The following is a 19,294-nucleotide window of genomic DNA, read 5'->3' as shown; positions in this document are numbered from 1 at the left end:
AGGTCAAGGCGCGGACAAGATGACGAACGATCATAAGCCTCAGCGAGAATGAGAACACGGTGAATAGCCAATCCTGGGCAACGTCCTATGAAAAACCCCGCGATGCCGCAAACTGTGGCATCACAAGCCGGTGAACCAGCTCCCTGCAAGCCGGGAGCTTGCAGGGAGTCGTAATCGTTAACGGCAAAGGCGCCGCCGCTACCGCACCGCGATCGGCGACACCGTAGAGCCGGAGCCGCCCTGGATCTTCAGCGGCTGCATCACGAAGGCGAATTCGCTGACGCCCTTTTGCACGAGCTCGTCGAGCTTCATGTTCTCCAGCAGGTGAACGCCGTTCACGACCAGCGCGAGCTGATGCACCGGCAAGGACAATTGCTTGTCGGGGTTGGGCGCGACCTCGACCGGCCAGTTGTCGGCACCGAGCAGCATCGGGTCCTTTGCTATGATCCACTGCGCGGCCGGCACACCGAGCCCCGGGCAGGATTTGACATAGCGGGGGTTGTCCTTGCCGTAGAGCTTGCCCCAGCCGGTGTGGATGACGACGGCATCGCCCGCCTGCAATGTCAGGTTCTGCTTCTTCAGCGCGCCCTCGAGATCCGCCACCGTGATCTCGTAATTGTCACCCAGCATCTCGACGCCCTTGAAACCGGCGACGTCGATCAGCACGCCGCGCGTGAACAGCGCGCCAACATTGTGAATGCCGAACTTCTTGAAGCCGGTGCGGTCGGTATTTTCGGCCACCTTCTGGCAATTGTACCAGCTATCGAGATGGGTCTGGTGCGCAAAGCCGTCGAACTGCGTGCCGACCTGGCCGAGTTCGGTGATGATTATCTCCTCGTTCGATCCGCGCATGTTGGAGAATTCGTTCATGAACGTGCGCTTGGTGTGCATGTCAAACCGCCGCGTTCCGAAGAACGCCATGCTCGGACCGAGCACATGCGCAAGCTCGATCACTTCGCCGGTCTTGATCAGTTTGGCGGCGTTCAATACGGCCGCAGGCTTCTGGTGATTGGCCGAACCGCGCTCATCGGCCGCGCCCCATTTCGACGGGCAGCGCGCACTTTCCGGCGGGACCGTCCAGCTTGGCGCCTGCGCGCCGGCAACGGTGGAAAAGGCAAGCGTGATCGCCGCACCCAACAAGAATGCTCTCATCTGTCTCCTCCCATGACAGGGCGCTCTGCTACCGGCACCCCCGAGACGGATAGTGCGGTTCCATTCGCGGCGGTTTCAAGTCCCGGCGCGCGCCGCAGCGGTGTGGCGTCTGCGCACACACCACGCCAGCCCGACTGTGGCACGTGAACCTGACCGCCGCCCTCGAACGACAAAGGCGCACCATCTCTCGAATTGCACCGCAGCATCGTGAACCATCGGCCGGCACAACGCGTTACAGGACCACGACAAACGAGAAGACGATGATCAGCACCCGAATTGTTCAACTGTTCCTTGCAGGACTGCTGGGCCTGATATGCGCCAATACGCCGGTGCATGCCTTCGACCCCGCGCGAGGGGTTCGGGAATCGATCACGCAAAGTGTTCGTGACGACGTCAGGCGGCAAATCCGGGCACGCGAAATCCGCGAGCAGCGCTTCCGCGACAGCCGTGCGGAATTTCGCAGCCACAAGGGCAACATGTCGAAACGCAAGATTCGCATGCGCTGAGGAGCAAGGCGGCAACGTCACAAATCCTTCTCGGCAAGTTCACGAAACGCATCGGGAACGGAACGGGCGATACCCAGCGCGACCGAGCCGTAGCCGATGGCGTCCCATCCGAAACGATCGCGGATTTTGTCGACGGCGCGATCGGCCGCCCACCGCGCCATGCCTGTTTTGCTGCCGGGACGGCGGGGTTCATCGGGAAGTCCCAGCGGCAGTTCCAGCTCCAGGTCCCAGTGCTCCTCAAGGTGCGACACCGAGATCGCCAGCAGCGAGATGGTCTGTTCCTCGGGATGTTCTGCGAGCACCGCCCGGACAAGCTCTTCGGCAAGCTCGGCGAGGATCACGGTCGCGGAGATCGGCGCATCGAGCGTGACCGAACGCGTCACCGAGTTCAAATTGGCGAAACGAACGCGCACCGTCACGGTCCGCCCGGGCTTCGATCTGGCCCGGAGCCGGGTGCCAATCCGGTCGGCAAGGTGAAACAGGGTCGGCCGGAAAATCCGCGCCTCGACCGGTTTCCTGCCGATCGCCGACTGCGCGCCTACGGAGCGGGCACGACGGTCGGTCTGGATGGCGCGTGGATCGCGGTTCCATGCGAGCGCGGCAAGTTTCTCTCCCGCGGCAGGACCGAGCAAATGTTCGAGCGACCATCCAGGCAGCCTTGCGAGCTGTCCGATCGTTGCGACGCCGATCCCGGCCAGTTTGGCCCTGGTGACGGGGCCTACGCCCCACATCAATTCGACCGGCAGGTGATGAAGGAATTGCAATTCGGTGCCGGGATCGACCACCACCAGCCCGTCCGGCTTGGCCACCTGTGAAGCGATCTTCGCCAGATGTTTTGTGCGCGCCACGCCAACCGAGATGGGAAGGCCCAGCTCCACCCGCACACGCCGGCGGATCGCCGCAGCAATTTCGGCGGGCGAACCGAACAGGTGCGTGCAGCCCGCCACATCGGCGAAGGCCTCGTCGATGGAAATCCGCTCGATGCTCGGCGTGAAATCGCCGATCACCTCGATGGCGGCATCGCCCAGCCGCTGGTATTCCCTGAAATGTCCTTCGACAAAAATCAGATGCGGACAGAGCTCGCTGGCCTGCCGTCCCGACATGCCGCTGTGGACTCCGAACGCCTTGGCCTCGTAGGAAGCCGCCAGCACGACTCCGCCGCCCACGGCAACGGGCTTGCCGCGCAGCGACGGCTCAAGCATCTGCTCGACCGAGGCATAAAACGCATCGAGATCCGCGTGGAGGATGGTGGCTGTCATTGCCATGCCGACCGTTCGCCCCCAGCGAGATTTTTGCGTAGAGAACATAATGAGAACACGGGTGGTGAGTGTCAAGCCGAAGGCGGCGTAGGACACTGTTGCCGCGACGTCAGTCGTCATTCCCCGCGAAGGCGGGGAATCTAGTACGCCGCGGCTTCTCGGTTCAATCACAGCTGTCTCTGGAATACTGGATCCCCGCCTGTGCGGGGATGACGAGTGAGTGTGTGTTCTCGTTCTCGCGACGCAATTTGCATCCGAGTTTTGAAATTCGTTGCCCCTCTGAAGCCAGAGGGCGCAGGGAATGCCGGGTGCGCGCTGCACCCGCGGTCTCGTGTGCCTGATGCGCAAGCACAAAAAGCTGCACACGAGCATACAGGTGAGCGGAGAACACTCCGACATCCCCTGCGCAATGGTGTTACGGCTTACTTCGTGATCTTCCCGGTGGGGCGAGCTCGTTGTCACCGTCATCCCTGAGAAGCGCCAGCTTCTCACGAACTTGACGCCAGCCTCGCGGCGTCAGAACCACACGACTTGACCGTACGCAGCCCGGCTTCGCCAACCGCCTTCGTCCGAAGGCGGACTTCGGCGGGTCAGGAGAGGCTTCGCCGGGCATGGCCCGTGCAGTCCTCTCTTGAAGCGCAACGCCACTCGCCTGTGGCGCCACTGCGTCCATCGCATCCCGCGCCCAACGTGTCGTGACGATGGCGATACGCCCCTCATGTGGGTGCGAGACGGGTGGGTTATACTTCTGATTTTCAGAATCGTAAAGCGAAATATTTTGCACGGCGATCTGGACGAGCCAAATCAGCTTGAGATTGCTCGGGAAATTCGATTCCGTGCGCAACGGAATTCGCGGCCAGTTCGTGTGCATAAGGCCGGCATGATTGGCGCCGCGCAACAGGGAAAGGGCAACGTCGACGGGATACGCCGATCGTTCGAACATCCAGCACTGTGCGCCCGATTTAATTCATCCATCGGGCGATCCTTCACCTCGACAAGCGTTCGTTTCACGTCGGCGAGCCGCGGCTTTCTTGTCCCGCGGCCGAGGCGATGCGCGAAGTTGATCGACCGTCCGTCAGACCTGTTTCCCAAGTTCGGGAAACATGCGCTCACGTCCGATTTGCCGGAGCTTCTTTCCACCGCTCGATACGCGTTGAGGGGCTGACGACGGACAGCTACCTCGCCCCGCGGACGCCCAACCTACGGCTGAACGACGCCCACTATTTTGCAGGTTATTTGGCCTGTGCCAACGGCCACCATGTTGAAGTATATCGCTGGGTATTTTCCCTCCCCAAACAGGAAGTTGGTCTTGAATTTTGCGGCGGAGAAGGTGTTGCCCGCCTGGGCGTTACCGGTTTGCGCGGGGAAGTACTCAAATCGGCGAAATGGTCCGGACGTTGGACTGTCGGACACGGCAATCGCCGATTGCGCAATCGGTTGGGTGTGAGTGAACAGGCAACTAACGTCTGTGATCAGAATCTTGTTCGTCGGCGGTGCAGGATTGAAAATCAGATGGCAGGCCGAGTTGCCTGCACCAAAGCATGACGCAGACTTGGTCTCCTCGTAGAGGTTGCCGACGATTATGACCCCTTGGGCTGAAGCGGAGGTGACCGCCATCGTTGAAGCAAGCACGGCCAGAACGAGAGAAACAAAAAAACAAACCAATTTCATTTTTTACTCCGCGGTTTTTTGTCGACGCTCTACCGCGCGGCAAGTCAAAAATTCGGATCGCCGCGGATAAACACGGTCCGAGCAGTTTGGCTGGCTTTCCCCCTGCTGGCAATTCGAGGCGCTCTGTTGCGCCTGGAGGCTGACCCAAATACCGCAGCCGCCAAGTCCGGGCAGATAGCTTTACCGCGCTCGAACCGACTGCGACCTCATGGTGGAGCAGCCGGAAGAAAGATCGAGAAGCGCAAGCGGTGCGGGCGGCAAATTTCATTTGCCGGTGTCCATGCGGTGCGCGGATGTGCCGCGCCTGATCTCGGGCCACCAACACCCGCACGGCAGCGCTTTCAAGAGAGGGCCACAAGAAGAGCGATGGCTGCTCTATTGACGCTCCCGCGACGCTAGGATTAGCTGCCATTTTTACTTGAATGGAGATTAACGGTGTTTTTTCGTCGCCTAGCTCTCTTTGCGACCGTTGCCAGTGCGCTCGTCGTCGCTACCCAGGCCAACGCAGCCCCCGTCATTGTCGGCACTTACTGGGACGAGAGCGCGTCCGGGATGTGTAGCGCGTCTCTTTGTCCGGTCTTCTTCTCGCAATTGCCGCCAAACAAACGCCTGATGGTACGTGAAATCAATTGCAATATTCTGACGGCATCCCAGCCGCGCCGGGCGATTCTACAAATTTCAACAGTAGCAAATGGCGCTGATACCCTTGCTCGGGTTTTGCCGATTCCAATCCCGTATGTCCCGCCGGTAGCGGGCGGTTTCTACTACACCAGCGCGAACCTCCAGACACGCTGGTTGATAGGTGAAGGGCGATTTCCATACCTGTTGGTTGAGCAAAATCAGTCGGGGACTGCCGGTGTTACCTGCACCATGATCGGCGACCTGGTCGATCCGGCCTAGCCGAGATCAATCTGCCCCTGTCGGGTCATTCTTTGGGGGCGGCTGGCTGGTCGCCTGCCGTCTGCCTGGAAGAAGAAAAGATTTCCCAGGTGACCATGAAGATGGCTGCGATCAGCGGGCCAATGACAAAGCCGTTCAGGCCGAAAACCTCGATGCCGCCCAGCGTTGAAATCAGCACGACGTAATCGGGCAGCTTGGTGCCTTTGCCGACCAGGAACGGACGAAGGATGTTGTCCACCAGTCCAATGACGAGCACGCCGTATGCGATCAGGCCGATGCCCTGCCACACGGCTCCGCTGGCCAGAAGATAGATTGCAGCGGGAAGCCAGACCAGGGCGGCGCCGACCGCGGGCAGCAGGGACAGGAACGTCATCACCACCGCCCAAAGCAGCGGTGCATGGATTCCGAGAAACCAGAATGCGATGCCGCCGAGCGTGCCCTGGACAATGGCCACCAGGATTCCACCCTTGACCGTCGCGCGAACGACGTCGGCAAATCGGGCAAACAAGGCGGTCTTTTGATCGGCGTGCAGTGGAATGGCCTGCTTGACCCGTTCGGCCAGCGCCCTGCCGTCGCGCAACAGAAAGAACAGCAGGTAAAGCATGATGCCGAGGCCGATCACGAAATCCAGCGTGTTCATGCCGATGCTCAGCGCCTGGGGAGCGACGAGCTGTCCGCCCCTCATGAGATTGGCCGCCAGTTTTTCGCGAACGGCTGCGAGGTCGGTCAGGTTGAGGCGATCCAGTATGCCGGTTACCCAAGCGGGCAGGGCCTCGAATATCCGCTGGATGAAGCGGCCGAAATCGTACTCACCCGACTGGAGCTTGGCGTGAATGCCGGAAGCTTCCTGAATCAGGGACGCCGCGATCATCGCGAGCGGCAGAATGACCAGTGTCAAAATGATCAGGACAGTAGCCGCGGCCGCAAGGCTTGACCTTCCGCGCATGGACGTCAGCAATGCCCGATTGAGCGGGGCAAAGATCACCGCGCCGACGATGGCCCAGAGCACGGCGCCATAGAAGGGCAACAGGATCCAGGCGAAAGCGACGGTAACGGCGAGCAGCAGGATCAAAAAGCTTTGGTTCTCAAATCTAAGCACGCTTGTCTCGCTTTCATCAGCTTCTGCATCTTGCGAAGTCATCCGTAGCATCCGGGCCGATTGAGAGAGCCTGCAATCCGTCTCCGGCGGTCGCCCGTCCATCGCCTTATGATACCACGGCGCTTCGAGGGGCTTCCACGCTCACTCGATCACGATTCGCCGCGGCGACCGGCCTTGGCGCCTGGGATGATGCGGTTCATCCGTCGCGGGAAATTTCGGCATAACGCCTGGCTTGGCTGCCATTCAGCTTGATCGCGGACGATCGGGTGGCGATCTGCCGGTGTTCGGGATGCTAACGCGGTCGCGAGCGTTCAGTTCAATGCCGCGCGCCGGCCGCGCAGCCCAAGCGTCTCCGACGGGTACTCGCCGAACAGCTCGCGATAATATTGCGAGAAGCGGCCAGGTTCGGCAAAGCCTTGCTGCATGGCGACCTCTGCAACGGTGGTCTTGCCGGGCGCGCTTTCCTTTAGCGCGGAATGGATCGCGCAGAGGCGCTTGTGGCGCAGGAACGTGACAGGGCCGATGCCGAACACCTCATGGAAGGCGCGGTGCAACCCGCGCCGCGATACGCGGAACGCCGTACAAATCTCCGACACATGAACGGGGCGTGCATCGGCGGCGGCGAGATAGTCCTCGACATTGTGGACGAGCCGCAATGCGGACGGCAGCGTGCCGAGGTCGTCGGGCGGCAGTGACTGGACGATCGTTGCGGTGATGCAGTCGATGATGGCACGTTTCCAGAAATCGGCGGATGCCTGGTTCAGCGCGTGCTGATGTTGCGTAAGGCGGGATACGATTTGCGGCAGGCGGCCGGCCGTCATGGCGGCGATGGCGGGATCGGCGCGAAAGCGATTCCTCTCGCACCAGGTCGCGGGGTCGCTCAGGCGTGCCTCGCCGGCAAACATGGTGACGACCTCGTCGAGGTCGAATCGCAGTGCCGCGTAGGATGATGCGCCATGGAAGATGCCGTCATGCTCTACCGCGGGCGGAATCACCAGCACGTCGGCCGGGCTCATGTCGAAGGCAAAATGGGTGACGCGGTCTTCCGCCGACAGCAGCATGCCGACGATCAGTTTTTCGTCGCTGGAGGTGCGCTGGGTGCGGACGCCGAGATTGAACGAGCCGACGCTGAGCGAGAAATCGCCGATACCGACATGCGATAGCGTGCCGCGCAGTCTGCCGCGCCGTAGCTGCATGACATCGACATGCGAACCACGCACAGCTTCGTGCAATCCCTCGAAGCTGTTCAGGTCAGCGCTGCTGACTGAAAGCTGTTCGCCCATGTAACGCGCCTCGAACTGCCACGCGAGTACAATAGGTCACACAACTAACTGGCGACAATGACTTTTTTGCAACGGCGACAATTTGCGCGATCCGGCGTGCGTTCTGCATTCGGGAATTTTTGGCACATAGTGCACTTGTTACCCGCGTCGCCGAGGCTAGCCTTGCGTGCATGGGAAATGAACTGCTTTACCGCATTGCTGTGATCGTGGTGGGCTCCATACCTGTGGCTTTGCTGGCTCTGACCTTGTTTCGCTAAGCCGGTTTGACGCGGCACGATGTCGTTGCCACGCAAGCCCTTGCAGCTTGCGCCGAAAAACTTCGGCGACTTTTCATAAAAGGTGATTTGCATGACGCCGATCGATTGATCGACGTCCAGCCATTTTTCGTTAGGTGTGACATGGCCCGGCCTGCATTTGGCACGAACTGCACATCACAGACCCTTCGCGCTGATCTATCTTAGCAATTTCCAGGGAGCTGAAGCACGTCTACGTTGCATCACCAGCGTGGGCCGACAGAGGAGGAGTATGCGCAGCGCGTGCGCATGGAAAAAGGAAAGTGGGGCTGACTTGTTTCCTTCGTCCGGACAGTCCGGCGGGGTTGAAAATGAAAGGGCTCGACAAATGCGTTCATCAAAGACGACGGCTGATCGTCGGGGACGTGACTTTTCCAACATTCTCGGCGGTCTGGCTTGCGGCGTAACACTTGCGCTCGGTGCGTCATCCACTCCCGCTTGCCCGATGAATATCGGGGCGGCGCGCGCGCTCGGCACGCAAGCTGCCTCGGACCAATCATCCCGCACGCAGGACTTTTGGGACTACTGCCAGTAGGCCGCCAACATGCGTGGAGGGGCGTAGCCGTGCAGCCGACGGAAATCGGAGACAGCGAAGCGCAGCCGGATGAGCGCCAGACCGACGAAATGGTCTGGATCGAAGGCGGCACCTTCCGGATGGGATCGAACGATCATTATCCGGAAGAGGCGCCGGTGCATCGCGTATCGGTGGACGGCTTCTGGATCGACCGTACGCCGGTGACGAACCGGCAATTCAAGGATTTTGTGAGGGCGACCGGCTACGTCACCACGGCGCAGGTCCCGCCCGATCCGAGGGATTATCCCGGCGCTTTGCCGCACATGATCTATGCGGGATCGCTGGTGTTCTCACCGCCGCGGCGCGTCACCGACCTGCGCGACTGGAGCCAGTGGTGGACCTTCATGAAAGGGGCTGACTGGCGGCATCCCTACGGGCCGAAGAGCAGCATCAACGTATCGGACAATCATCCCGTCGTGCACGTGTCCTTTGCCGATGCCATGGCTTTCGCAAAATGGACCGGCAAGGATCTGCCGACCGAAGCCGAATGGGAGTTCGCCGCGCGTGGCGGCCTCGACGGCGAGGAATATGCCTGGGGCAATGCGCTCGCGCCGGGCGGCCGGCACATGGCCAATATCTGGCAGGGCAATTTTCCGACCGAGAATCTGGGGCAGGACGGCTTCGAGCGCACCTCGCCGGTGACGGCGTTTCCGCCGAACGGCTATGGCCTTTACGACATGATCGGCAATGTCTGGGAGTGGACCTCCGACTGGTGGTCGACAAGGCATGAAGCCGACGCGCCCAAGGCCTGCTGCATTCCGCAAAATCCGCGCGGCGGCCCGGAGGCCGGCAGCCTTGATCCATGTCAACCCGATATCCGCATTCCGCGCAAGGTTTTGAAGGGCGGCTCGCACCTCTGCGCGCCCAACTATTGCCGCCGCTACCGGCCGGCCGCGCGTCATGCCGAGCCGGTCGACACCTCGACCAGCCACGTCGGATTCCGCTGCGTCGTTCGTCGAACCGGCGCGAGCGAAGGAGCCGCATAAAGGCACCGGAACATCAAGTCGCAACAAAGAGGAGAACCGAGATGTCGGCAACCGTGATCAATCTCATTATTCAGCTCATCGCCGGCGCGATCGGCGGCAACGCGGCTGGGGCCGCGATGAAGAACTTCGATCTCGGCGCGCTCGGCAACACGATCGCCGGTGCACTCGGCGGCGCGGGCGGCGGCACGCTGCTCACCGCGTTGCTGCCGATGCTGCAGGGCGCCGCAGGGGGCGACATCGATATCGCGGCCCTGGCCGGGCAGGCGGTCGGCGGCGGCGTGGCCGGCGCGATTGTCACTGCGATTGTCGGTCTCATCAAGAACTCGATGGCCGGCGGCAGGGCAGCCTGAACGCCATGGTCCGGCCGATCCTCTGCTGACCACGCGTGCGGAAGCCCGCGCGAAGTAGGGGTGTCCACATTACAGGGAGCGTCGAAATGAGCGATGAACCGAAAGGCAAGACCATCGACCGCCGTAATCTCTTGCTCGGCACCTCTACTCTCGTTGCAGCGGCCTCGCTGAACTCAGAGGCGCTGGCGCAGGCCCAAAAGACCGCGCCGGCAGCAGCACCCGCCGTAGCACAGCCCGCAACGCCGTCCGGCCGCAAGCCAAACATCCTCGTGATTTTTGGCGACGACGTCGGCATTGCAAATATCAGCGCCTATTCCAACGGGTTGATGGGTTACGAGACGCCCAACATCGACCGTATCGCCCGCGAGGGCCTCAAGATGCAGCACTACTACGGCGAACAGTCCTGTACGGCTGGCCGCTCGGCTTTTCTTACCGGCCAGCACATCATCCGCAGCGGACTGAGCAAGGTCGGATTTCCGGGTGCGCCGATGGGTATGAGCCAACTCGATCCCTCGATCGGTGGACTGCTCAGGAATCTCGGCTATGCCACCGGCCAGTTCGGAAAGAATCACGTCGGCGATCGCAACGAATCGCTGCCGACCGTGAATGGCTTCGACGAGTTCTTCGGCAATCTCTATCACCTCAATGCCGAAGAGGAGCCCGAGCTGCCGGACTATCCGAAGGATCCGGCCTACCGCGCCAAGTTCGGCCCGCGCGGTGTCTTGCGCTGCAAGGCGTCCGACCGGGACGATCCGACCGTCGATCCGCGCTTCGGCAAGATCGGCAAGCAGACCATCGAGGATACCGGTGCTCTCACCAAGAAGCGGATGGAGACGATCGACGACGAGACGTCAGCGGCCGCCATCGACTACATGAAACGGCAGCAGGCTGCCGGAAAGCCGTTCTTCTGCTGGTTCAATTCCACCCGCATGCACCTGCGTACGCATGTGCGGAGCAGCCATCGAGGCCGATATACCCATGGCGACAGCGAGTACATCGACGGCATGCTGGAGCATGACGACACCATCGGAACGTTGCTGAAGGCGCTCGACGACATGGGCATCGCCAACGACACCATCGTTCTCTACACCAGCGATAACGGCCCGCACATGAACACCTGGCCGGATGGCGCGATGACCTGGTTCCGCTCCGAGAAGAATACCAACTGGGAAGGGGCATTCCGCGTACCGTGCCTGGTGCGCTGGCCGGGAAACATCAAGCCTGGCACGGTCAGCAACGAGCTCATGAGTCACAACGACTGGATACCGACGCTTTGCGCCATCGCCGGCGAGCCCGACATCGTCAACAAGTTGAAAGCGGGCTACATCGCGAACGGGATAAATTACAAGGTACATCTTGATGGATTCGACCAGTCGCAGTTCCTGCGCAACGTGAGCGGAACGCCCGGCAACAACAACGGCACCAGGAGCGCCCGCGACAAGTTCTTCTATGCCGATGACGACGGGCTGCTGGTGGGCCTGCGAAAGGGTGACCTGAAATACGTCTACTCCGAGCAGCGCAAGCAAGGCACGATGGGACTGTGGGGCGAGCCGTTCACCACGCTCCGCCTTCAGAAAATCTTCAACCTGATGCAGGACCCGTTCGAACGGGCGGACATCACGTCCAATACGTACTGGGACTGGAATTTGAACGAGGTGGGGGCCGTATACGGCACGATGGACGACGTCTTCCAGTTCGTCGCGACGTTCAAGGAGTTCCCGCCCCGATCGTTCCCGCCGAGCTTCAATCCGGCCAATATCATGGAGAGCATGCTCGAGGGCATCAAGCAGAAGAGGGCGCTTGCGGAGGGAATGGACGTCGAGAGGGTCCGCGCCGAACTGACCAGGATCATCCAACAGCAGCTTCAAGCTCGCTGATCGGCAGGCGTCATTTGAACCGGCTCGCCTGAAGGCGGGCCGGCAATGTCGAAGAATCCTGCAACCCCTCGCTGGCGTGAGTGACTGCAATGGCTGCTTTGCTTCCTTCCGTCATCCGACAGACCACCATCGTCGTCTTGTCCGTGCTCTGGCTTGTCTTTCTCCGGGCCGTAGCTTTTGCCCAGAGCGATCCACTACCCTCATGGAACGATGGCGCAGCGAAGAAATCGATCACCGACTTCGTCGCCAAGGTGACGACGCAAGGAAGCGCCGATTTCGTCCTGTCCACCGACGATACCAATCGGCGTCTCATTGAAAGCCACGCGTTGGAGGCGGCGATCTGGGGCTTGTCAGCGGCGAATACCGATTTGATGCGATGACCGACATCCGCTCCGCCTCGCAGCGCAAGTTTCGTGTTGGGTTTCGCACCTCGATCGTCGCGCTGTTCGTGGCCGTGGTGCTGTTCGTCGGATTGACGCTGGTCTATCTCAGCTTCAGCCGCGTCTCGCTGATCACGCAGACGGCGGCGAGCACCTTCATCGACAAGGTCGCGCAACTGGGTGCTTCCAGGATCGATGCGAAATTCCGCAATGTACGCGACAATCTTGAGATTCTCGCCGGACTGCCCTGGATCCAGTCGGCGGAGATCGAGGACAACTCGCGGCTCTACGGCCTGATGGCCTCGATGCTGCGCAACAACCCGCAGCTCTTCAATCTCTATGTCGGCTATGAGGACGGCTCGTTCCTGGAAATGGATGTGATCGACCGCGCCAAGCCGGCGTTCCGGGAAAGCCTCGGCGTCGACGAAGATGCCGCGTTTCGCTTGGTCATCATTTCGCGCACGGGCGCCGCGCCGTCGTCAGCCACGGTGTTCCTGTCGGAGAACTTGATCCAGGTCGGTGAGGTCAAGGGACCGTCCGGCTACGATCCGCGCCAGCGGCCCTGGTATATCGAAGCGTTCAAGGACGAACAGACGCTGCTGACCGGGCCCTATGTGTTCTTTGCGACGGGCCAGCCCGGCTACACCTTGCGTACGCCTCTGAAGGAGGGCCGCCGCGGCGTGGTGGCTGCCGATCTCCTGCTCAATCGCCTCGAGGAAATGCTCTCCGAGCAGAAGCTCGGCAAATCCGGAGTCGCTTTCCTGTTCAACGAGTCCGGCCGGATTGTCGGCCATCCCGAGATGAGCCGGCTGATGGCCGAAATCCCCAAGCGCGAAGACGAGTTGCCTGATATCGGTGCGATCGGGCTTCCGGGCCTTGCGCACGCCATCGATGCGTTGAAGCGGAAGAAGAACGGCACGTCGCAGCAGTTCTTCGCCGACCAGGCAGGACGCACCTATGTCGCGGCCTTTCATGGCATCGAGACGGCGGGCAATGCCAACATCAAGCTCGCGGTGATCGCGGCGCTCGATGAGTTCTTTGCAACGATCATCAAGGAGCGCACCGCCCTGTTCGCACTGGCGCTCGGCTTTGTGCTCGGCATGCTGCCGCTGGCGATCTGGCTCGGTTCGATGCTCGCGCAGAGCCTGCGGAGTCTGGCGCAACAGACTGACGAAATTCAGCATTTTCAGCTCGCGGACCGTCCGCCGGTGCGCTCCGTCATCGACGAGATCAACGAGCTCGGCCGCTCGGTCTTCACGATGCGGACGGTGCTGCGGAATTTCTCTGCTTTCGTGCCGCGGCCGATCGTGCGGCAACTGATCGAATCCGGAACATCGCTGCAGCTTGGCGGAACGCGGCGAGAAATCTCCGTGCTGTTTACCGACGTTGCCGATTTCACGGCCAAGACGGAAAGGGCCGATCCTTCCGAAGTGATGATCTTTACGTCACGCTACTTTGCGGCGCTCTCCGAGACGATCATGCGGCATCACGGCACGATCGACAAATTCATCGGCGATGCCGTGATGGCGTTCTGGAACGCGCCCGACGACGATCCCGATCACGTCGTTCACGCCTGCGAGGCGGTGCTCGCCTGCCTTGAGCGCAACAATGTGCTGAACGAAGCGTTCCGCAAGGCCGGCTGGCCGGCGTATGAAACGCGCTTCGGCCTGCATACCGGCGATGCCGTGGTCGGCAATGTCGGCTCCTCAGACCGCATGAACTACACCGCGCTCGGCGCCAACATCAATCTGGCCGCGCGCCTCGAGGGATTGAACAAGAATTACGGGACGCGGGTGCTGGTCACCGCCGCCGTGAAGGAGCGTGTCGAGGGACGCTTTGTCTTCCGCAGCGTCGACGAGATCAGTCCCAAGGGCTTTGCCGAGGCCGTTCGGATTTTCGAATTGCGCGGCGAGACGAAAGGCGTCTCCGAGCATGCCTTGCTTCAGCGCTGGGAAATCGTCTACGCCGCGATCCGGCAGGACCCGCCGGCCACCGCGCTGGTATGGGTGACTGATTTTCTTACCCAGTATCCAGGCGACGGCGTTGCGCATTACCACGCGGAACGGCTTCGCGCGGAACTGGGCAGAGCACGTCTGGCGTCTGCCGGAGGCGCAAGATGAAGGGACCGATACTGGGCAGGCGCCAGGTGCTCGCCGGTGGGTTCGCGGCGGGCGCCGCGCTTGCGGCCCCCGCGATCGCGCAGGCGCGAACGCGCGTGCGGCTCGGCTATCTGCATGTCGTTGCCGTCGATGGCCAGATATTTACCGGCCTCGATCGCGGCTCGTTCGACAAGCAGGGCATCGATTTCGAACTGGTCGAGCGCAACACCGGGCCGGAAGTGTTCGAGGCCATGGCCCGGGGGGAAGTGGACGTGCTGTCGGCCGGCGGCGTGATCTCGAACTATCTGGCGCTCGGCGCCGGCCGCGCCTTCCTGATCAACGACGTCGAGATCGCCACCGCCCAGCTCTGGGTGCGGCCGGACCGCGGGGTCAGGACATTTGCCGACCTCCGCGGCAAGCGCGTCGCGACGACGGAGCGGACCACGGCGCACATCTTCCTCGATCGCGCCCTGCGCGCCAACGGCCTTGGCCTTGCCGACGTGCAGGTGGCGAGCAGCAGCATGCCGGATGCCGTCGGCGCTTTCATCTCGGGGGAGGTGCCGGCGGTGGCGTTGTGGGTGCCCTTCAACATCCGCGTTCGCGACAAGGCGCCCGGCGCCGTCAAGCTGGTGGATGCTTCGGCGTTCTATCCGCAGTCCGCGGTCGTCGGAGGCTGGGTCGCGGGACATGCCTATTATCAGGCCAACAAGGACGTCGTGCAGCGGATCATCCGCGGTTGGGCGGAAGCCAACGACTACATGGTCCGCAATCCCAAGGCGGCGGCCGAAACACTTCAGCAGCGGCACTACCAGAACGCCTCGGTTGCCGACATCGCCGAAGCGCTGAAAGCGCAAAAGATGTTTTCGTCACGGGAATGGAAACGGCTCTATGCCGACGGAACGGTCGCCAGGTGGTTGCAGCAGGTCAGCGATTTCTTCATGGCGGAAGCCGGCGTTGCGACGTCGACGCCGGCCACGGATTATTTCGACCCCGCGCTGTATCTCTCGACGATCCAATAGCGATTGGCCAGCCGCCTCCACATGTTCTCGGGCTGCCCAGCTTACTCGATGACGATGCGCGGCGGCGGCCGGCTCGCTGCGCCCGAGACAATCGCGCTCCAGATGCCGCGGGCAATGCCGACATAGCGTATGGCGTGGGCGCTGTCCGGCTCGATGGCCACGATCGGGCGTCCTTCGTCCGACGTCGCGCGAATGCCGATATCGAGCGGGATGCCGCCAAGCCAGGGGATGCCGCGCGTTTCGGCCTCGTGCCGCGCGCCGCCATGGCCGAAGATCGGCGTGACCTGATTGCAGGCCGGGCAACAGAAGCCCGACATGTTCTCGATCAGGCCGAGGATCGGGATCTTCACCTTGTCGAACATCGCGATCGCGCGGCGGGCATCGATCAATGCGAGGTCCTGCGGAGTCGAGACGATCAGCGCGCCGGCAAGCGGAGCCTGCTGGGCCATGGTGAGCTGCGCATCGCCGGTGCCGGGCGGCAAGTCCACCACGAGGATATCGAGCTCGCCCCAGGCGACCTGATGCAGCATCTGGGTGATCGCCTGGATCACCATCGCGCCGCGCCAGATCATGGCGAGGTCTTCCTCGACCAGAAAGCCGATCGACATCACCTTGACGCCGAAGCGCTCCATCGGCTCCAGCATGCCGCCGCCGATCTGCCGCGGTTTGCCGCGCAGACCGAACAGCTTTGGCTGCGACGGGCCGTAGATGTCGGCATCGAGGATGCCGGCCTTCAGTCCCATCGCCGCAAAGCCGAGCGCGAGATTGCAGGAGGTGGTGGATTTGCCGACGCCGCCCTTGCCGGAGGCGACCGCAACGACGTGTTTGACGCCGGGAATGCCGGACGCTTTCGAGGTGGCGCGCGCTCTAAGATCGGGCGGTACAGCGGACACGGTCGTTACGATCCGAGCGGATCGTCCTTCTTCTTTTCTCGCGCGCGCAGATAATCCTCCGTGGACATGACGGGCGGACGCTGTGGCGCCGCATGCGGATCAAAGCTCTCGTTCACCACGGCCTCGACGCGGCAATCGGCGCACATCTTGATGACATCGATCCGCCTGGCGTTGGCGCCCTGGAACATCCAATGTTTTTCGCCGAGCTTGGCCAGCACGCGCTCGATCGAGCTTTTGGTGCCGAAGGGCTTGCCGCAGGCGATGCAATGGAACGGCTCTTCTTCCTTCAAGATTTTCAAGGGAGCGTTCCAGGCCTTGAAGTCGAGCTGCGGCTCGATCGTGATGACCTTCTCGGGGCACGTCGCCTGGCACAGCCCGCATTGCACGCAAAGGCTTTCGGTAAAGCGCAGCATCGCACGATCGGGGTTGTCCGACAGCGCATGCGTCGGGCAGGCGGTGACGCAGGCATGGCACAGCGTGCAGCCCTCGACATTGAGCTTGACGCCGCCGAACGGCGCGCCCGGAGGCAGCGCAACGACATCGACCGGCGCGGGCGCGGCAAGATGGAGCTCGCGAAAGGTCGTCTCCAGCACGCTGCGTTTGGCGCCGCGCGGCACGAAGTTCGCCGGCTTTTGTGTTGCGACGCCGGCGGGCGCCGCGTCTAACGCGGCGCGCAACTGATCAGGATCGTCGGTTTCGATGATCCGCACAAGTCCGCCGCCAAAGCCAAGTGCGGAGACGATGGTCTCCGATGTCTCGACCGCGCGGCGAAGGGCGGTGATATCGTGCTTCGGCTTGGCGCGGGTAACAACCGCAGCGCCGCTGCCGCCATAGGCAAAGACACCGGCGATGGCCTCCGGCCCGAGCTGCGTCACCTCATTGACACGCAGCGGCAGCACGTTGGCCGGCAGGCCCGCGCCGAACCGGGCGAGCGCGTCGATGATCTCTTCGCCATGTTCGCCGTCGTGGAACAACACGACAGCATCGCTGCCGCCTGCCTTGCGATAAGTTTGCACCAGCGTGCGCAGCCGGCGCATCAGCGCGTCCGCGCTCGGCAGCGCGTAGGATGCTGCTCCGGTCGGGCAGACCGACGCGCAGGCGCCACAGCCGGCGCAGACATTCTCGTCGATGGCCACCGCATTGCCGTTCGGCGTGATCGCGCCGGTCGGGCACAAATCGAGGCAGCGCGTGCAGCCGGTGATGGATGAACGGGAATGCGCGCAAAGCGAGGCCTCGAAATTGACGTAGCGCGGCTTGTCAAAGGTGCCGACAAGGCCGCCCGCATCCGCAATCGCGCGCTCCACCGCGGCGCGGTCGCGCGGGTCGGCGCGCAGATAGCCGGGGCGCAATTCATGCGCGGGAAACATCGGCGTCCCGCCCGAGAGGTCGAGGATCAGGTCGCAGGTCGAGGTCGCCCCATTGCGCGAGGCGCCGAACACGAGTTTGGCGCGCGAGGAGGGCAGCGGCAGCGCGTAATCGTCGATCGACAGCTCGAATGCGCCGAGATAACCCTTGGCGTTGCGCACCGTGCCCTTGAGTACCGGGAATTCGTTGGTCCGGCGCGGCACCACGTCGCCGGGCCGGGTGAGCAGCACGGTGATGTCGAGGCGGTCGGCAAGGCGCTGCGCGGCCTCGATCGCGATTTCGTCGCGGCCATAGATCAGCGCGACGCCTTCGCTTTCCAGCGTCACCAGCGGGATCGGCGGCATCTCCTCGCCGGCGGCCGCAATCAGTGCCGCGGCTTTCGGCCCGGCGGCGGGCGCATCCTTCGACCAGCCGCCGGTCTCCCTTATGTTGACAAAGGTGAGTTGCGCCTGCGGAACATCTTCCGCCACTTCCCGGAACAGCGGCTCTTCCTGGGTGCACGCAACCGTGATCGGCGCGCCGGTTTTGAGCGCCGCCTTGAAGCGCTCGAGCTCGAGGCCGCAGAGCTGGTCGGCGCGCGTGATCTTCCCCGCGCAGCCGCGCCCGATCGCCTGCGCATCGAGCGGCATGCTCTTCTCGCAACTGCAAATCAGGAGATGGGGTGACGCCGTACTCATGTTCGGTTTACCAAAACCGCTGTGCCGATCACGCGGTTGCCTCAGGCTGTCGTTTCGCGGTAGCCCGTGGCGCGAAATCCTGCAAGGCCATACCGCTCGCGGTGACGGCTTGGGCGGGATAGCATAGTGCGTATAGCGAAAAAGGATGCGTTTTTCGATGCCGCCTCCAGCGGATCCGGAACAGACCCTCGATCTGCCCCCCGGCTATACTTTGGTCGCGCTGCGCGAGCTGGGCGATGCCTTTGCGCATGCCTGCGAGATCGCGGGCGAGGCGGGCGCCGGCACCTTGGTATGGGTGCGACGCTATGACCTCGTCGAGTTCGCGGTCGTGCTGGAGCCCGACGAGCCGCTGGTCTCGGCGCGGCGGGCGTTCTTTGCCGGGATGAATGCGCTGGCGGATGCGATTGCCGCCCATTGCCCGCCGGAACGCGAGGTGAAGTTCGTCTGGCCCGACACCGTCCTGTTCGACGAAGGGTTGTTGGGCGGGGCACGTCTCGGCTGGCCGCGGGACTGCGCGGAAGAAGAGATTCCCTCGTGGCTGGCGTTCGGCGTCATTCTGCGCGCGGCAGATATGGCGCATATAGAAGAAGTGCAAGCGGCATCCGGTGTTGCGCTGCTGAGCGAAGGGTTTGAGATGATCGACACCAATGCGATCATCGAGAGCTTTTGCCGCCACCTCATGACCGCGTTCGACCGCTGGAACGAAGGGGGCTTTGAGCCGATCGCGCGCGACTATCTGGACCGGTTGCCCGCGCGCAAGGCGGGCGAACGCCGGGGTCTCGACGGCAATGGAGATCTGCTGGTGAGAACGCCGGCGAGCAAAGGTCCGCCGGACCGCACCAGCCTGGTGGAAGCGCTCGCGCGGTCGGCCTGGTACGATCCGCAAGCGCGTGGCCCGAAGCTTGGATGAG

15 protein-coding genes and 2 pseudogenes are annotated in these 19,294 nt (G+C 62.5%); 9 read left to right on the top strand and 8 right to left on the bottom strand.

Features of this window, described 5'->3' with window-relative positions; genetic code table 11:
- Nucleotides 1-198 precede the first annotated feature (198 nt).
- The gene (locus tag JQ628_RS06390; RefSeq protein ID WP_212220894.1) at nucleotides 199-1,152 is read right to left on the bottom strand and encodes a cyclase family protein; all 954 of its coding nucleotides are present in this window, start codon (nucleotides 1,150-1,152) and stop codon (nucleotides 199-201) included.
- Nucleotides 1,153-1,295: 143 nt separating this feature from the next.
- Between JQ628_RS06390 and JQ628_RS06385 the strand changes: the two genes are divergently transcribed.
- The gene (locus tag JQ628_RS06385; RefSeq protein WP_212220891.1) at nucleotides 1,296-1,658 is read left to right on the top strand and encodes a hypothetical protein; all 363 of its coding nucleotides are present in this window, start codon (nucleotides 1,296-1,298) and stop codon (nucleotides 1,656-1,658) included.
- Nucleotides 1,659-1,675: 17 nt separating this feature from the next.
- On the opposite strand, the gene dinB is transcribed toward JQ628_RS06385, so the two are convergent.
- Both dinB and JQ628_RS06375 read right to left on the bottom strand, forming a co-directional pair.
- A complete protein-coding gene (dinB, locus tag JQ628_RS06380) occupies nucleotides 1,676-3,238 on the bottom strand; it encodes a DNA polymerase IV (RefSeq protein WP_433996109.1) in 1,563 nt (520 codons plus the stop codon).
- Between the two features lie 879 nt (nucleotides 3,239-4,117).
- Complete coding sequence (locus JQ628_RS06375) at nucleotides 4,118-4,588, bottom strand: hypothetical protein (protein ID WP_212220887.1); 471 nt, start codon at nucleotides 4,586-4,588, stop codon at nucleotides 4,118-4,120.
- A 435-nt stretch (nucleotides 4,589-5,023) separates the two neighbouring features.
- Between JQ628_RS06375 and JQ628_RS06370 the strand changes: the two genes are divergently transcribed.
- Entirely contained in the window at nucleotides 5,024-5,488 is a 465-nt protein-coding gene (locus JQ628_RS06370) for a hypothetical protein (protein ID WP_212220885.1), read from the top strand.
- Nucleotides 5,489-5,513: 25 nt separating this feature from the next.
- Here the strand turns inward: JQ628_RS06370 and JQ628_RS06365 are convergent, their stop codons facing one another.
- From JQ628_RS06365 to JQ628_RS06355, 3 genes are all read right to left on the bottom strand, one after another.
- On the bottom strand, nucleotides 5,514-6,587 hold the full coding sequence (locus JQ628_RS06365; protein WP_212221151.1) for an AI-2E family transporter: 1,074 nt from the start codon (nucleotides 6,585-6,587) through the stop codon (nucleotides 5,514-5,516).
- A 311-nt stretch (nucleotides 6,588-6,898) separates the two neighbouring features.
- The gene (locus JQ628_RS06360; protein WP_212220882.1) at nucleotides 6,899-7,870 is read right to left on the bottom strand and encodes a helix-turn-helix domain-containing protein; all 972 of its coding nucleotides are present in this window, start codon (nucleotides 7,868-7,870) and stop codon (nucleotides 6,899-6,901) included.
- 44 nt (nucleotides 7,871-7,914) lie between these two features.
- Nucleotides 7,915-8,220, bottom strand: coding sequence for a hypothetical protein (locus JQ628_RS06355; RefSeq protein WP_212220879.1), 306 nt, complete (start codon nucleotides 8,218-8,220; stop codon nucleotides 7,915-7,917).
- Nucleotides 8,221-8,787: 567 nt separating this feature from the next.
- Here JQ628_RS06355 and JQ628_RS06350 point away from each other — a divergent pair.
- From JQ628_RS06350 to JQ628_RS06325, 6 genes and pseudogenes are all read left to right on the top strand, one after another.
- Nucleotides 8,788-9,723: a formylglycine-generating enzyme family protein gene (locus JQ628_RS06350; protein WP_212221149.1), complete on the top strand. Its 936-nt coding sequence runs from the start codon at nucleotides 8,788-8,790 to the stop codon at nucleotides 9,721-9,723.
- 41 nt (nucleotides 9,724-9,764) lie between these two features.
- Nucleotides 9,765-10,073, top strand: a complete 309-nt coding sequence (locus JQ628_RS06345; protein WP_212220876.1) for a hypothetical protein — start codon at nucleotides 9,765-9,767, stop codon at nucleotides 10,071-10,073.
- An 86-nt stretch (nucleotides 10,074-10,159) separates the two neighbouring features.
- Nucleotides 10,160-11,950: an arylsulfatase gene (locus JQ628_RS06340; protein ID WP_212220873.1), complete on the top strand. Its 1,791-nt coding sequence runs from the start codon at nucleotides 10,160-10,162 to the stop codon at nucleotides 11,948-11,950.
- An 89-nt stretch (nucleotides 11,951-12,039) separates the two neighbouring features.
- Nucleotides 12,040-12,243, top strand: a pseudogene (locus tag JQ628_RS06335) (haloacid dehalogenase-like hydrolase); the annotation flags it as partial.
- A gap of 83 nt (nucleotides 12,244-12,326) precedes the next feature.
- Nucleotides 12,327-14,450 (top strand): adenylate/guanylate cyclase domain-containing protein, encoded by a 2,124-nt coding sequence (locus JQ628_RS06330; RefSeq protein ID WP_212220870.1) that lies wholly within the window; start codon nucleotides 12,327-12,329, stop codon nucleotides 14,448-14,450.
- Nucleotides 14,447-15,448, top strand: coding sequence for an ABC transporter substrate-binding protein (locus tag JQ628_RS06325; RefSeq protein ID WP_212220867.1), 1,002 nt, complete (start codon nucleotides 14,447-14,449; stop codon nucleotides 15,446-15,448). The genes JQ628_RS06330 and JQ628_RS06325 overlap by 4 nt, the downstream gene beginning before the upstream one ends.
- 41 nt (nucleotides 15,449-15,489) lie before the next feature.
- On the opposite strand, the pseudogene JQ628_RS06320 reads toward JQ628_RS06325, so the two are convergent.
- A pseudogene (locus JQ628_RS06320) lies at nucleotides 15,490-16,299 on the bottom strand (Mrp/NBP35 family ATP-binding protein); the annotation flags it as partial.
- Between the two features lie 47 nt (nucleotides 16,300-16,346).
- Nucleotides 16,347-18,335: a 4Fe-4S binding protein gene (locus JQ628_RS06315; protein WP_433996112.1), complete on the bottom strand. Its 1,989-nt coding sequence runs from the start codon at nucleotides 18,333-18,335 to the stop codon at nucleotides 16,347-16,349.
- 205 nt (nucleotides 18,336-18,540) lie between these two features.
- On the opposite strand from JQ628_RS06315, the gene JQ628_RS06310 reads away from it, so the two are divergent.
- On the top strand, nucleotides 18,541-19,293 hold the full coding sequence (locus tag JQ628_RS06310) for a biotin/lipoate--protein ligase family protein (protein ID WP_212220861.1): 753 nt from the start codon (nucleotides 18,541-18,543) through the stop codon (nucleotides 19,291-19,293).
- The last annotated feature ends 1 nt before the right edge of the window (nucleotide 19,294 follow it).

The organism is Bradyrhizobium lablabi, from assembly GCF_018129385.1.
GTDB classification, from domain to species: domain Bacteria; phylum Pseudomonadota; class Alphaproteobacteria; order Rhizobiales; family Xanthobacteraceae; genus Bradyrhizobium; species Bradyrhizobium lablabi_C.
Note: the sequence above shows the minus strand (reverse complement) of the source record. Positions and strands in the feature narration are given on the sequence as shown.

Excerpts from the sequence above, each read along its gene's own strand:
- JQ628_RS06390 (WP_212220894.1), bottom strand. The coding sequence starts at position 1,152 with ATGAGAGCATTCTTGTTGGGTGCGGCGATCACGCTTGCCTTTTCCACC.
- JQ628_RS06375 (WP_212220887.1), bottom strand. The coding sequence starts at position 4,588 with ATGAAATTGGTTTGTTTTTTTGTTTCTCTCGTTCTGGCCGTGCTTGCT.
- JQ628_RS06360 (WP_212220882.1), bottom strand. The coding sequence starts at position 7,870 with ATGGGCGAACAGCTTTCAGTCAGCAGCGCTGACCTGAACAGCTTCGAG.
- JQ628_RS06355 (WP_212220879.1), bottom strand. The coding sequence starts at position 8,220 with ATGCAAATCACCTTTTATGAAAAGTCGCCGAAGTTTTTCGGCGCAAGC.
- JQ628_RS06350 (WP_212221149.1), top strand. The coding sequence starts at position 8,788 with ATGGTCTGGATCGAAGGCGGCACCTTCCGGATGGGATCGAACGATCAT.
- JQ628_RS06345 (WP_212220876.1), top strand. The coding sequence starts at position 9,765 with ATGTCGGCAACCGTGATCAATCTCATTATTCAGCTCATCGCCGGCGCG.
- JQ628_RS06340 (WP_212220873.1), top strand. The coding sequence starts at position 10,160 with ATGAGCGATGAACCGAAAGGCAAGACCATCGACCGCCGTAATCTCTTG.
- JQ628_RS06330 (WP_212220870.1), top strand. The coding sequence starts at position 12,327 with ATGACCGACATCCGCTCCGCCTCGCAGCGCAAGTTTCGTGTTGGGTTT.
- JQ628_RS06325 (WP_212220867.1), top strand. The coding sequence starts at position 14,447 with ATGAAGGGACCGATACTGGGCAGGCGCCAGGTGCTCGCCGGTGGGTTC.
- JQ628_RS06315 (WP_433996112.1), bottom strand. The coding sequence starts at position 18,335 with ATGCCGCTCGATGCGCAGGCGATCGGGCGCGGCTGCGCGGGGAAGATC.
- JQ628_RS06310 (WP_212220861.1), top strand. The coding sequence starts at position 18,541 with ATGCCGCCTCCAGCGGATCCGGAACAGACCCTCGATCTGCCCCCCGGC.